Here is a 13,410-nt window from a genome sequence, read left to right as displayed (position 1 = left end):
AACGTTCCGGTATAAATAACTGCCGGCATAATGCCTGGCAGCAAAAGAACATCAAATCAAGATTATAAGTGCCATTGCTCCACACGCTATCTTTTTTACCTGCAAAAAGAGACGAAATTAACATTTGCTCCAGACAGCCGGAGATTATAAAGACTGACAGAGATGGCACACTGGATAAGGCAATCAATGAAATAGCATTTCCAACACTCAACTCACTTGTATGCAACACGTTCGTCCTGTGGATTTATTGGTGTGAGGTTGTTTATCAACCTGACTCTGAGGCTGTCGCCATGGCATAACAGGCATGCCTGTCAGAATCGACGAGGTTGACCAGTTCTCGGTCCAACTGGCCTCGAGCTGCTCTTTTTTTCAAATGATCGAGTATCTTTTCCAGGGATTGAGGCTTCCGGTAGGGGCGATTCTGGGCGAGGGCCTGGAAAATATCTGCAATAATAATGATCCGCGACTCAAGGCATAGATCTTTCTCCGTTTTATGGAACGGGTACCCGCTTCCGTCGAGTTTTTCATGGTGATTGGCCGCCCACAGGGCAATGTCTTCAAAGCCTCTAATGTTCTTGAGTATCTGGTACGTAACATAGCTATGGTGGCGCATGATACCGAGTTCTTCGTGGTTAAGAGGTCCCTCTAGCTCCAGTATTTCATCCGAGACCTGCAGTTTGCCAAGATCATGGAGCAGGCCCGCAACTTCGATTTTAAAGCAGATCTCTTCGGATGTGCCGCATTTTTTCGCCAGGTGCCGAGACAGGCTTGCAACACCGCAGGAATGTTCTGCGGTATATTGACTTTTCGCATCGACAATCTGTGCCAAAAGGCTGGCAATCGCTTTCATTCCGTCAGTATCAACGGTGATCTCATCGAGATCGACCTGCCGCTGGGCCATAAAATCTTCGAGGTAGATTGGTTCCATGGTGATCCAGAAAGCCTCACTGCTCGATGATGCTAAAAAGATATCGACAAGTTCTGGATGGAAATATTTGTTGCGAAGATCGTAAACCTTCTGGCAAATTGCGTCTTTTGCTGCCAAAAGATGAGGACCAGGATGGAGAGCGGCCAAGGCATCCACCCGGTCAACAAGAAAGATAAGATTCGAATGTATCTTGGTTTTTTCGGGGATGGGAAGATTTTTAAGGTCCTCCCATCGGGTGTGATGATGGCGGATTGCGTCGGCCATGGAGGCAAAATGAGAAAACTGCCGCATTCTCATCGCGCCGATCTGGCAATGCAGGTCCGAACCTTGCCATTCGAGTTCGCCGACCAGTTTTCTGTGTATCTTGGTGGACGACACCCCGCAGTCATGAAGAAGGCCTAGTCTGCAGAGTGCAGCGGATTCGGTTTGATAAATTCCCATGTTTTCAGCACAGGACAAAGCCATAAAAGCAACCCGTTTGCCGTGCTGCATATCATCTACTCCAACGAGATCTACGGCGCGGGAAAAGGCTCTAACCACCTGGTTGAGATCTGTTTGCATTGCGTTTCCCTGGGTTTTTAAAATTTATATCAAGCGATCTGAATTTTTGTAGTCTACCTCTCTTCTGTGAAAAACGAAAGGTGTCACCGTGAAGCGATGAAGGCTGTGAATAAAAAGTTGCTGAAACTGCCCTGGCGGAGATTTTTGGTTTGCATGGCTGGTAACGAATTGTTGGCAAGAGCCTGCCGGCAATGTTCGATAACGAAGAAGTCAAACGCCTGTTTTCTGCAGTCAACAATTGCAAGTATCGGGGTTTTGCTCTAAACAGCGTACAGTGCTGGTCTCCAAGACAGCGAAGTGAAATCTCCACCTCTTGGAAATAGAGGGGAAACACCACGAAATTGCAGATGTTTTCAATCGGTATTTGCAGGATCGATTGGAGAGATCGAGATTGTGATCGCGGATAAGATCGCATATAGCTATCTTAACGTATGGGGTATGGTGCCAGAGGTGTTGTACTCGTCTTATGGCAGGAGCATTTCAGGAATAGTTTTTCTTTACGTGCTATGCTCCCAAATTGATGCTTGGCATGACAAATCTCTATCCGCTGAAATACACATTGAGTCAGAATTCACAGGAGAGCTCTGGGTAATTCGCGTCGCCTTCTGGATTTGTTCGTTGCAGTGACGATGGTTCGACGCTTTACTTTCCGGAGTATTCGGGGAACCGGATTTATTCTACCTTAGGAAATATTCAAACTGATCACGTCGCCGGCGTTGTTTTCCCCTCCTTTACTTCTGTGATGTTTAATATGTAACCGGCGAGGCAGATGTCGTTTCTGGCGAAGAAGCTGAAAAACTGATACCCCGGGTTAAGGTCCTTGTGCGACTGCGCATTACCGGGCATGTGTTTGTGGCACGAGGGTTGAATGTGCAACAACAGTCAGAGGTACAATTTTCTCCCTATAAGCCCCCAGTCCGATATTTGCCTGAAGAACTTCTTGCCATGGGAACAGCGGGGGAAGAGCTTTCAATCGGTGCAACTTTGGTAGATGCACACAAACTGGCTGGCGATATTGGTACGTATACACTCTCACTGGATAAGCCGATATCTTGCCTGCCCGGTCAATATGTGATACTCGATTTTTCAGATTCATTGCACCGGGAGTATACTCATATGAATGACGGAAATCCTCAACTTATCAATGACGATTTTATCCGGACATTTACTGTATCTTCTGCACCTCCGTTAAAAAAAGGGTTTTTGCTTCTGCCATAAGTATCGAGTGTACCGTAAAAATCGACCCGCCAGGGAGTGGTGTCTGCATTTCTTCGACGACATCTTGCCAACCCCAAACCTTCCAACGGTAAAACTCAATCACCTATAAAGAACGCGTTGCAAATCAGACTTAAAGGATCTGGGGGGCAGTTCACCTGTTTCAACCTGCACGGCAATCTGACAGTATCTCGAATGCTGTGGGTGTGCGCTGGGGTTGGGGTAACTCCCTTCATGGCCATGGCAGAGGGTATAGAGCGAAGACAACTCACTGCAGAGATTAAGATGTTCTTTTGTTTGAGGAACAGCGAGGTGCCGGTTGTTCGTCGATTCTTAGGGAAACCTTTCATTTCATCGTTGTCTATGTTCGTGTCAGATGCACCCGCTCCCTGTGCCAAGCAGTTTGAAGCTTGGGCAGGGGGCGATAAATCTGTAAAGTGGTACTCCCGCAGATAGAAAATATCGCATTGCATACCGTCTGTCTTTGCGGGCTACCATCGTTCATGGCCGATATGACCACTCTCTCATGAATTGTGGCGTTCTCTTGACGAATATAAGAACAGAGTCCTTCAGCTACTAACCAAGCAGGCTCCAAGGAAAATCTCTCTTTACTCCGTCCAGGTGGTCAGGTCGGGTAGAGTTATGACGCGTCTTCAGGGGACGAAGATGGTTTGAACAAAAAACGACTTCCAACAGCGATCGCCATCGCGACAACGAGCAGAATTGTTGCAACTGTGAACGTGACACGCATGCCGGTGGCAACAGCCTCTTGATGCGCTGTTGTGATGTCGCTTGTCGCCGATGCAAGCGCGTACACAGCGCCCATAAGGGAGGCACCGGTAATGCGCCCGAGATTGCGCGACAGGTTGAGCATGCCTGAAATTACCCCTCGCTGGTCCGGGCGGACATCTGCCATGACCGTGGTGTTGTTGGCCGTCTGGAACAGCGAATAACCGCCAGTGATAACGGCGATTGGGACGATGTAGTCGAAAATGCCCAGCCTTGCCGGTATCATGGATAGAATGAAGGAGCCAGCTGTCATTCCGATAAGCCCAATGACGGTCATACGGTGTGCGCCGAAACGGTCTGAAAAATACCCGGCTGGCGCAGCAGTCAGGGCGGCGACAAGTGGACCGACAGATAAGACGAATCCAACCATAGCCGCATTAAGGCCAAGTGCAAGTGAGAGATAGAACGGTCCAACGACCAACGTTGTTGTTACTACCGTCGCGACGAGCCCGCTCATGGCGAGGCTCCCACTCAGCAATGGATCTCGGAATACAGCCAATCGGATTAGAGGAGATGCTGCTCTCGCCTCGGCAATCACGAAGAGGCCGATTCCGGAGGCAGCAGCCGACAGCAGAACTATGTTGAGCAAACCGAAACTGCCGCGGCCAATCGTCACACCAAGTGCATAAGCCGCGAGCGTCAGAGCAAGCAGTAGTGTGCCCACATTGTCGAATCCGGCCCGAGCAAACTTGGGCCCACGGCGATCAACGGGCAGGCAGTGATGCGCGAGGAAATAAGTCAGCATGCCCAGCGGCACATTGACGAGAAAGATTGCACGCCAACCGATTCCTGCGATCAGGACGCCGCCAAGCGAAGGACCGAGGGCTGTGCCAATCGCAGACATCGTTCCGAGGAGCCCCATGGCGCTGCCTGTCTTTGCCTTTGGAACCGTCTCGCCGACGATTGCCATGGTGAGAGCCATCATCATGGCCCCGCCGAGGCCCTGCACCGCCCGGGCAGCGATCAGCAGCCAGAGTGTGGGGGCGACCCCGCACAATACCGAGGCCACCGTGAACAAGATGATTCCGGCGAGCAGCAGCCTGCGGCGGCCAATGATGTCACCGAGCCGTCCGACGCTGACGATCAGGGTAGTGATGACGAGGAGATAAGCGATTACAACCCACTGAACTTCCTGGAAAGATGCGTTGAACGCCTGTGTCAATGTCGGCAAGGCAACATTGGCGATGCTGGTGTCGAGGGAGGACAGCAACATGGATAATGAAAGGCTGACGAGTGCCCACCGAGCCGAAGAGGTCCGTTCCGCATTCCCAGCTACTGGGCCATCTATTTGGGTAATTATTGGTTTCATGATATACTCCGTTTTCTGTTGAACTGTATTTTCGGTAACGCCCGAAATGAGCTGTCTGACACAGAGTATAGTCTCTTGTATGACGCGGCGGAATACGCACGGTTTGCACTTTACTCGTGCGCTTGACGCCATCTGTCGGATCGTGCTATAGTTGATGTATGTCAAAACCTGATCTCAACTTGCTTGTTACCCTTGATGTGCTGCTTACAGAAGGCAGTGTTGCGCGCGCAGCAAAAAGATTGCAGCTGAGCCCGTCTGCGATGAGCAGGGCCTTGGCGAGATTGCGTGACACAACAGGCGATCCACTCCTGGTCAGGGCTGGACGCGGTCTTGTTCCCACACCGCGAGCCCTTGAACTTCGCAACCAGGTCAGTCAGCTCGTGCAGGGCGCAAAAGAGGTTCTACGCCCGACCGAGAAGCTCAATCTTCCACAGCTCATCCGAACGTTCACGCTGCGGACCAGTGAAGGTTTTGTGGAGAATTTCGGAGCGGGCCTTATCGCCCGCATTGGCAGGGAAGCTCCCGGGGTGCGGCTGCGCTTCGTGCAGAAGCCAAACAAAGACAGCACGCCACTTCGCGACGGGACCGTCGATCTGGAAACAGGCGTTGTGGAGAATACCACGAGTCCTGAACTGCGTGTGCAGGCATTGTTCCGAGATCGATATATTGGCGTCGTGCGGATCGGACATCTGCTGACGCAAGGCCAGATAACTCCCACCCGTTATGCGGCCGGTAGACATATCTGCGTCTCACGTCGCAATATCGATAAGGAACCCATTGATGAAGCCCTGGAGCCGCTTGGGTTGGAGCGGGAAATCGTCGTTTCAATCGTCGGTGGCTTCTCAACCGCACTGGCTTTAGCTCGAACCTCTGATCTGATAGCCAGTGTTCCCGAGCGCCACACCGGAAATCTGCGCGCCGGAATGCATAGCTTTACCTTACCTGTCTCCACACCGGAGTTCACTGTGTCAATGCTCTGGCACCCGAGGCTGGACAGCGATCTAGGGCATCGCTGGCTGCGTGAGTGCATTCGGGATGCATGTGCCTGAAACTCATCAAAAACTAGACACAAGGACGATCTGACGAAGACTGAATTGAGGTGGGCAATGAATGGGGAAATTAGAGCAGGGTTCATGCCCTGAAAAATACATTAGCAGCATCTGAAATGTAACGTGGGACATGTATTGGGTCTCCTTATATTGCTGGTACACTGCATGTTATTTGATTAGATACCCATTAATTTTTGGATATTTCTGCAAAATCCTCCTCGGGTTGAAAGACATCCCGCTTCTGGGTTCTAATTTGTTGTGCTGCAAAATAATTCAGGAGTCGTGTAATGTTAAAGACCTAAGAAGGTAGCTGCCACTGTGGCGAGGTTCGCTTTGAGGCAGAACTGGATTTCACCCGGAATTCGTACCGGTGCAACTGTTCTATCTGCAGACGTAATCGGTTCTGGCCCGCTATGATTTTTCTAAATAGAGAATTCTTATCATGTGAGCACATTTGAGAGTACAAAGAAAATCTTGTGAGATCGGCCTGAAAAGGATAATCTGATTGTTGATGGGTATGACCGGGAAAAGCTGGATGCACTGAGAAAGCAGTCTTGATAGAATTATTATGTAAATTCAATTGGTTCAGTGAAATCGGTTAATGTGCTTCCTACCGAAGGACGGCGGAATGCGGTGCAAAGTCTGGACGTAATGGTCCCGTGGCAGGAAAAATAGAAAAAACAATGCGAAGGAGGTAAAACATGGCAAAGGAAAGATACCAGATCAAATCGGAATGCCCTGAATGCGGATGTGGCCTTATATGCAATATGACACCTGATGAATACCGGGAAAAATATGGCGACATCAAGGATAAAGTGACCGTTAACTGTAATAAGTGTGGCACGGGGCACGATGGCTGCGTAACCGAGGAAAACCCTGAAGTCCAAAACAGGAAAGAATCGTAAAATGATCGTGTAATTTTATTGGGTTGTGACGATTGTAGAGCTCGTTTCTCAAAACCGGGTTCCCATATTCGTCTGTCGGCAATCAGACATTCCTGTACTTTCATGACCCGTCGCTTCACCGGACGCAAGGGGGGGACGGGGGAAGCCTGATTTACACCCGATAGTTTTCCTTGCGCCGGTGGTCTAAACGTTAACATGCCACGATAAATCTCAAAATCTCTTCAACATTAAGAAGTGTGTTCTCATTTACTGTGCAGGTTTCGGACATGTAGATTGCAGATTGCATTATAGCTATTTTTACTGTTAGGTTGCCGTGCCAGCGTTGTTTTACTTGTCTTCTGGCGCTCCTTAGACTCAGGCCATACCTTCCTGATTGTATTCATCCGATACATTCATGGTCAGAAATTTTCTGCCATCCCATAATCTGTCACCCGTGAGCTCCACGCACCGGCTTTGGTGCATGTCACCAGCAGAGATTCGATGGTAATGGCCATGTAACTGGAAAAATATTGCTCTACGGAGAGATAACGGCTACATTTTTTGTCTATTATAATGGCCGCGTCATGCTGGAGCCAATTTTTCGGGTCTCTTGTAAAAAGCGGCTCCCTTATCATCCATAAAAGAACAATTAATGGCACGGAGAGACGACGAGGTCTTATCGATATGGGCAAGCGATATCTACTGTACAAAATCTGCAGGAACGGTGATCGCCATCTCCTCACTTGGCTGACAGCATCGGGATCGGAGGAGGCTCACTTGTCCGTGAAGCTGTTGCGCAAAAACCATCCACAGCTGCAGGACCTTGTCTTGGGGGAGGGTGAGTTTTTCGAGATAGTTGAGGAAAGCCGGCTCAAGTCCGGCGAGTGGGAACAGGCCATGCAGGCCCTGTCCCTGCGCAAGGGCGGGCTGTCTTCCGTGGTTGCAAAGGAGGGGAACAATGACTGAAGTGTGCGACAACAAGGTCCAGACCGCCCAAGCTGGCGTAGTCCTGATCAGCCGTGGAAACACGGGTTAAGTCCGTCGGCTTCGGCATGAATTATATGTCTTCTGCCGATACCACGGCGTATAATTTTTCTCTCGGTGTAACTTCTCCCCAATCTATGATATTTTCGCAAACAAGCCGAGCAAAACGGAGCTGGTCCATAGCAATAATGGTCAGGCGAAGTCTGGTGGCGGTCATTGGCATCCTGCTTGTGCCTCTGGTTCTTTCGGCCGCATCACTGCGGATCGAAGGAGACCGGGCCTGGCTTAAGGCTGATGACGTCCCGCTTCCAAAGGTTCTGCAGCTCTTCGAGCAGCGAGGGGTGGAAGTATTGGTTGATCCATCACTTACGCTGCACCGTATTTCCGGGGACTGGAAAAATGCGGAGGTCGGCCGGCTCATCGCGCAGTTGGCGAGCCCGCACAGCTATATGCTTGAATGGAGATCGGAGAAAAGCCCTCTCGGTGACCTTTTTCAAATCTCTTCCATACGAATTTTTTCTGACGGTAAGCAGTCTGTTGCCTGCCGTTTATCCCCGCAGGGAAAAGTACTCGATGTGGTCGAAGGTGAGAATGGCGTACAATACATCCGTGGAGAAATAATGGTGGGCTTTAACCAGGAATCCTCCATCGATGACTTGAAGGCACTGCTGAGCAGGCTTAATGGGACCGTGATCGAAGTGATCGACCCGCCCGGTTTATACCGCATTAAACTGAACGACGACATGTCGGTTGAAGAGGCCATACGTATTGCCCAGGCACACGGCGGCGTTGCGGCCACCGAACCAAACCTGGCGTTTCCAACGATTGCCAGCAATATCCTGCCATTGACGGGAATTGCTGAGGGAATCAACCTCAACCTGCTTCCCGGCGAGACCGCTATTGCCGTGTTTGATTCCGGCCTCGATCCAGCCTACGCAGACTCTCCCTTTATTCGAGGCACCTACGATGCGCTTGACCCCACCGCCGAAATCAGCGATCCCACTGGCCACGGAACCCTGACCTCCCTTATTGCAGCCGGTGCCATTACACCCCTTGGCGCGAAGGCTGCCGAGAGCGGAGTTCCGGTACTTTCCGTCCGCACCCTGGACAAAAACGGCATGACCAGTTCCGACACCATTATGCGCGCCCTCGAATATGCCGTCAACTCGGGGGTGAAAATTATCAGTATGAGCTGGGGGTCGGAGGTTCGCAGCCAATTTTTGGAAAACACCATGAATTTTGCCGCCCAGAACGGTATGAGGCTCTATGCGGCTGCCGGGAACGAACCAACCGGTACGCCTGTTTATCCGGCGGGATATAGCTCGGTCATCGCGGTGGGGGGATTGAATCCTGACGGAAGCCAGTGGGAAAATACCAACTATGGCAATTTTGTTGAGCGCTACGAACCGGCCTTGGCCAACTTTAACGATCTCTCCTACGCAGGCACCTCTGTAGCCAGCCCCTATGCCGCTTTCAAGGCTGCGCGGGGAGTATCAGAATAGGGATGGCCTGGTTTTGTAAGTTCTGTCGTGCTTCCCTTTAATAGCAAAAAAAGACCAACTCCATGTTTCAATCAATTGTGTAATCAGTGCAATTGATTATTTATAGAAATAACAACTAAAATTCGCTATTCTGGGCTGAATCGAAGTTGTGGGTGATCGGGAATTTCAATTTCGGACAAATCGGTCAGGGAATTGTCTGTCATTTGCGACGCCCCCTTTTTGAGCAGTCTGGAACGGATATAACGCCTGGAGTCAGTTGTTCCCGTGTTATTGGTTTGTAGTATCTGCTGCACGGTTCACGGTATCAGATAGTTTGACACGAACAGTTCCCCCCAGTTATTTTCCAGTTTTCCGCTCTATATCAAACAGTATAATTGCCGTCACCCTTGATGCCATAATACATGCAAAAAGATGATTGCCGCTCAACCTCAGACACCTGGGGCTATGAGATAACCTTTGCACGGAACGCCATGTTCCCATCCCTGGAAAGCTTGACCTCAGTCATCCAGGCAGCGGAACACCTGTCAAAATGTCACCTCATGTCTGTTCAGATCTGCTCAGTTGAATTGTAGTTGCAGTCAGATTGAAGAATGGTCAAGGCACAAAAATAGGACCTGTGAGAAATAGGCCTGTGAGGCTGAAATTAATCAACCTGATACATTCGACCCGGTTTCGGCTCATCGCCAGCCTTTTAGTGATGTCACTGTTAATTGGCAATTTCTCCCCGGAAGGCGGTTCTCGATACCGATGTTTTTGTCGCCATGAATACGGATATAAAAATGCCAAAGCAGGACGGATTTAAGCTGATTTACTGGGCGAAGAAACACCGGCCGGAAACGCCGGTACTGATGATGACCGGATAGTGTATGTTGCCAATTTTCTGGGTGCAATCCTGCTTGCGCTATTGTTTTATTTTTCAGGGTTGTGGAAAGCCGGAGGCAATGCGCTGGGCAAAGCGGCGGTGAAGATTGCGGTGGCCAAGGTTAATCTGGACGTAGGTGAAGCTTTTGTACGTGCTGTCGGCTGTAACTGGATGGTGTGTCTCGCGGTCTGGATGGCTGTGGCACCCCGCCAGGTGATCGGTGAAATATTCGCTATCTTTTTCCCGACAATGGGTTTCGTCGCCATTGGTATTGAACACTGTGTCGCAAATATGTATTTCATCCCAAGCGGTATTTTTCTCTCACGCTGGGCATGTCTGCCTCCTGCAGGTGTCAATCTTTCAACGCTGACCTGGAGCGCTTTCTTTCTCAATAATATACGCCACAGCTTCACCGTCTTTATCTTTTTCCACTTCCCTTGTTACTTCTGTGTCTTGGGCCACCTGGGCCTCCTGGGTTTTGTTTACCTGCCGGTCCAGCCGCTTCTCCCTCGTTTATTTTCCACTCGCTCTGGATTCTCTTCTGATTTTGCAGCTGCATGCCTGAATTGTTTGTCCCCGTCTTGATTTCATGGCGAAGCGTCTCTCTTTCCTGATGTTGCAGGACCTGATCATCTGCACGTAGGTGCAATCTGTCACGCTGCTGCTCCGCTGCATTGCATATAATTGCCGAATATAGAAAAATTGCTGTCGCCATCAAATAAGGAACATTTCTGGTTTCCATTGCCGCCTCCACAGTTCACTCTTGTCTGACATAAATCATTTTTCTCTCCATGAATTGTCCCGCTCTGTTTATTAAACGTTTCAAAGCGTCAAACGATACATGAAAAATGTGATGTGCAATGAAATACGTTATTTTGTTGGCGAAAGGTGCGGGGCTGGCATGGCCTTCGATCTCCGCATATGACTGACCTGGAAGGCAGGATACCGGCCATAAGGGTGGTTGCTGGACGAATAAGATCTTGCAGAATCAGCCAGGTAAGGCTAGCCTGCATGGAGTGCGGGGTGAGACGGATGTGTTCCCTTGCCCAAAAGCGACGTGGATTTGCGGGCCAAACTGATCCGCCTGCAGGATGAAAAAGGAGAGAGATGGGCGCGATAGGACAATGGATACCCTGGCAAGACCGGCAGGAGTGGTCCCAGGTGGTTGTCTCGATGACTGCCGCGGTCGCAGGTCTAGGCGGGGAAGTGGAACATCTGCGTGAAATTGTCAGGCAGATTGAGGGCTGGTACGCAGAGCTGGATGGACAGTTGGATAATCTTGGGGCTGTTACCTGCTGCCGCTGTACCACAATTTGCTGCACCGTGGCAACGGTATGCTACGACTTGAGAGATCTCCTTGTCATCTACCTGGCCGACAACCGGCTGCCCCAGCAACAGGTAACCAGACAAGCAGACGGCACCTGTGTGCATCTCACTCCCCATGGATGCTGTCTCAATCGCCGGGAACGGCCGTTTATTTGCACCTGGTATATCTGTGCGGCCCAGAAAGACGCCCTCATGGGACAGCAACATGGTGCAGGGAGTGAGATTTTCGCTTTGATCGCCAAAGTGAAGACGGCAAGGAAAGAACTTGAGAATCGTTTTGTCGACGCTGTCGGATAAATTTCTCATGAACTTCCTGGTGCACATACCTCTCGTCATGAACATCTGTGTCTGGCATCATGGAGGCCACCCTGACTTGTGATTTTATCACGTTAAGCCATTGTTTTTTGCTCGTGTTTGTCTGAACAAGTCAGGCGGGCCGCACCGTTTTATTCGGAAATTTCTTGCTGACCTCTGCCGCTTGATCCTGGCCGGGAAGGACGTAGATGTTTTCGTTCCTTTCCTGAAGCGGTTTGACAACTCTTTGTAAATATTCCTTTCGATTATCGAGATAGGGACCGAGCAAGTCCAGACCTGCAGGGCAGACGCTCATGCAATAGCCGCATCTATATCCGCCGCCATAGGTGAGACTTTGCCAGACAGCCATTGTTTCACCGTCAGTCCGTTTTTTTCGATATTCCACCATGTCTTGGCTGGTGACAAGGGATTCCACCCAGTTTAAAAAACCTCCCAGGCGATCCCGATAGGCATGAACCAGGCACCTGGCAAATGCGAAAGACCCGTCTGGAGCTATTGCTCCGGTTGGACAAGTACTGACGCAGAGGTTGCAGCCGATGCACGGATTGTAGTCGATGGGCTGATCATAGATGTCCAAGGTTGTATCTATGATTATCGTTCCCAAACAGAGATGGCTGCCAAATATGGGGTGGATAAGCAGTCGATGATGGCCTATCAGGCCGAGGCCTGCCGCTTCCGCTACCGGTTTATGTGAAACCGTCAACATCCTGCCTTGCCATTTACTCATATCCTGGGGGAAGGATTCGGAAGGAGTAACGGCAGTGATCCCTTCATTCCTTAATGCTTTAACGACCGTGCGGGAGATATGCAGCATTTCCGCATCATAGGCTATGAACTCTCCATCCACCAAAGATCTGTCGTTTGATCGAATCTGCGCCTCATTCATCCGACAAATAAAACTGACAAGGGATTTTGCTCGTGGAAAAGCATGGAGGATCGCCTTCTTTTGGTCTTGAAGAGACGGTCGATCAATTTCTACGGCACCGACATCATCAGCCCCGGCTTCCAGGACGATTGCCTTCAGCCGTGGCAAAGTCATTGCTTCTAATCGATTATTCCGCTGCCTTTGTCGAAAGGCTGCCACACTTGGGTGGTTGTCTAGATTCATGGTTTGCTCCTTGTAACGTTGTGTTCCAGAAAAACTTTCGACAGTGTTTTCAGCCACGAAGGATCATGCAGGTGGCTGTCGCATGGGCGAGTATCTTACCATCCCCATCCTGTAACCTTCCCTCAGAAACTGCCAGGCGACCGGAAATATGTATAACCTTCCCTATGGCGGTCACTTCTCTGTCGCGCGGGACGGGCCGAACCATTTTGACGTTCAGATCAACCGTCGCATATCCGATGCCCGATTCGAGCAAACTATGCACCGCACAGCCGGTTACCGAGTCAAGAACCGTCGCAGCAAAACCGCCATGCACTCCGCCCATGGGATTAAGGTGCTGTTTTCCGGCGATTGCCGTAAAAAAAACCGAACCAGGCGCTACTGAAATAATGGACATAGGGATAGTCTGTGCCATCGGTGGCATAGGTGTTTTGCCATCCACTATTGACTGCAGAATGTCCAATCCCTTTAAATCTGCTTGAACCATTTGATCATCTTTTTTCATCGTATTCTCCCTCTGGCTTGATGTTGGAATGATTTTATCATTTGCTTGAGCCTGGCAGAAGTGGCATAATTGACAA

Annotated in this window: 12 protein-coding genes and 1 pseudogene; 9 read left to right on the top strand and 4 right to left on the bottom strand. The window is 50.2% G+C overall.

The annotated features are described in order from the left end of the window. Positions 1-265: 265 nt before the first annotated feature. Positions 266-1,489, bottom strand: a complete 1,224-nt coding sequence (locus tag FCL47_RS00715) for an HD domain-containing phosphohydrolase (protein ID WP_136811529.1) — start codon at positions 1,487-1,489, stop codon at positions 266-268. An 870-nt stretch (positions 1,490-2,359) separates the two neighbouring features. On the opposite strand from FCL47_RS00715, the gene FCL47_RS00710 reads away from it, so the two are divergent. Next, positions 2,360-2,707 carry a hypothetical protein gene (locus tag FCL47_RS00710; protein WP_136811527.1) on the top strand — a complete coding sequence of 116 codons (348 nt, stop codon included), beginning with the start codon at positions 2,360-2,362 and terminating at the stop codon, positions 2,705-2,707. Positions 2,708-3,344: 637 nt separating this feature from the next. Here FCL47_RS00710 and FCL47_RS00705 read toward each other — a convergent pair. Beyond that, positions 3,345-4,802 (bottom strand): MFS transporter, encoded by a 1,458-nt coding sequence (locus tag FCL47_RS00705; RefSeq protein WP_136811525.1) that lies wholly within the window; start codon positions 4,800-4,802, stop codon positions 3,345-3,347. 158 nt (positions 4,803-4,960) lie between these two features. On the opposite strand from FCL47_RS00705, the gene FCL47_RS00700 reads away from it, so the two are divergent. The 8 genes and pseudogenes from FCL47_RS00700 to FCL47_RS00665 all read left to right on the top strand — a co-directional run bounded on the left by FCL47_RS00700 (position 4,961) and on the right by FCL47_RS00665 (position 11,706). After that, on the top strand, positions 4,961-5,851 hold the full coding sequence (locus FCL47_RS00700) for a LysR family transcriptional regulator (protein ID WP_136811522.1): 891 nt from the start codon (positions 4,961-4,963) through the stop codon (positions 5,849-5,851). Between the two features lie 308 nt (positions 5,852-6,159). Then, positions 6,160-6,267 (top strand): annotated as a pseudogene (locus FCL47_RS25525) (GFA family protein); the annotation flags it as partial. 285 nt (positions 6,268-6,552) lie between these two features. Continuing rightward, the gene (locus FCL47_RS00690) at positions 6,553-6,756 is read left to right on the top strand and encodes a hypothetical protein (protein ID WP_136811520.1); all 204 of its coding nucleotides are present in this window, start codon (positions 6,553-6,555) and stop codon (positions 6,754-6,756) included. Positions 6,757-7,512: 756 nt separating this feature from the next. Beyond that, positions 7,513-7,701, top strand: a complete 189-nt coding sequence (locus FCL47_RS00685) for a hypothetical protein (RefSeq protein ID WP_136811519.1) — start codon at positions 7,513-7,515, stop codon at positions 7,699-7,701. 206 nt (positions 7,702-7,907) lie between these two features. Next, complete coding sequence (locus tag FCL47_RS00680; RefSeq protein ID WP_167496306.1) at positions 7,908-9,221, top strand: S8 family serine peptidase; 1,314 nt, start codon at positions 7,908-7,910, stop codon at positions 9,219-9,221. Between the two features lie 710 nt (positions 9,222-9,931). Further along, on the top strand, positions 9,932-10,084 hold the full coding sequence (locus tag FCL47_RS00675) for a hypothetical protein (protein WP_167496305.1): 153 nt from the start codon (positions 9,932-9,934) through the stop codon (positions 10,082-10,084). Beyond that, positions 10,084-10,668, top strand: a complete 585-nt coding sequence (locus FCL47_RS00670) for a formate/nitrite transporter family protein (protein ID WP_240744088.1) — start codon at positions 10,084-10,086, stop codon at positions 10,666-10,668. Before FCL47_RS00675 ends, FCL47_RS00670 begins: the two co-directional genes overlap by 1 nt. Before the next feature lie 522 nt (positions 10,669-11,190). Then, positions 11,191-11,706, top strand: coding sequence for a hypothetical protein (locus FCL47_RS00665; protein ID WP_136811513.1), 516 nt, complete (start codon positions 11,191-11,193; stop codon positions 11,704-11,706). Positions 11,707-11,836: 130 nt separating this feature from the next. Here the strand turns inward: FCL47_RS00665 and FCL47_RS00660 are convergent, their stop codons facing one another. Continuing rightward, complete coding sequence (locus FCL47_RS00660; RefSeq protein WP_136811511.1) at positions 11,837-12,832, bottom strand: 4Fe-4S binding protein; 996 nt, start codon at positions 12,830-12,832, stop codon at positions 11,837-11,839. Between the two features lie 49 nt (positions 12,833-12,881). Beyond that, entirely contained in the window at positions 12,882-13,334 is a 453-nt protein-coding gene (locus tag FCL47_RS00655; RefSeq protein ID WP_205747163.1) for a PaaI family thioesterase, read from the bottom strand. Between the last annotated feature and the right edge of the window lie 76 nt (positions 13,335-13,410).

The sequence above is a fragment of the Desulfopila sp. IMCC35006 genome, assembly GCF_005116645.1.
In the GTDB taxonomy this organism is placed as follows: Bacteria; Desulfobacterota; Desulfobulbia; order Desulfobulbales; family Desulfocapsaceae; genus Desulforhopalus_A.
Note: the sequence above shows the minus strand (reverse complement) of the source record. Positions and strands in the feature narration are given on the sequence as shown.

Coding starts and splice junctions, on each gene's coding strand:
- FCL47_RS00660 (WP_136811511.1), bottom strand. CDS start 12,832: ATGAATCTAGACAACCACCCAAGTGTGGCAGCCTTTCGACAAAGGCAG.
- FCL47_RS00700 (WP_136811522.1), top strand. CDS start 4,961: ATGTCAAAACCTGATCTCAACTTGCTTGTTACCCTTGATGTGCTGCTT.
- FCL47_RS00665 (WP_136811513.1), top strand. CDS start 11,191: ATGGGCGCGATAGGACAATGGATACCCTGGCAAGACCGGCAGGAGTGG.
- FCL47_RS00655 (WP_205747163.1), bottom strand. CDS start 13,334: ATGAAAAAAGATGATCAAATGGTTCAAGCAGATTTAAAGGGATTGGAC.
- FCL47_RS00715 (WP_136811529.1), bottom strand. CDS start 1,489: ATGCAAACAGATCTCAACCAGGTGGTTAGAGCCTTTTCCCGCGCCGTA.
- FCL47_RS00690 (WP_136811520.1), top strand. CDS start 6,553: ATGGCAAAGGAAAGATACCAGATCAAATCGGAATGCCCTGAATGCGGA.
- FCL47_RS00705 (WP_136811525.1), bottom strand. CDS start 4,802: ATGAAACCAATAATTACCCAAATAGATGGCCCAGTAGCTGGGAATGCG.
- FCL47_RS00680 (WP_167496306.1), top strand. CDS start 7,908: ATGGTCAGGCGAAGTCTGGTGGCGGTCATTGGCATCCTGCTTGTGCCT.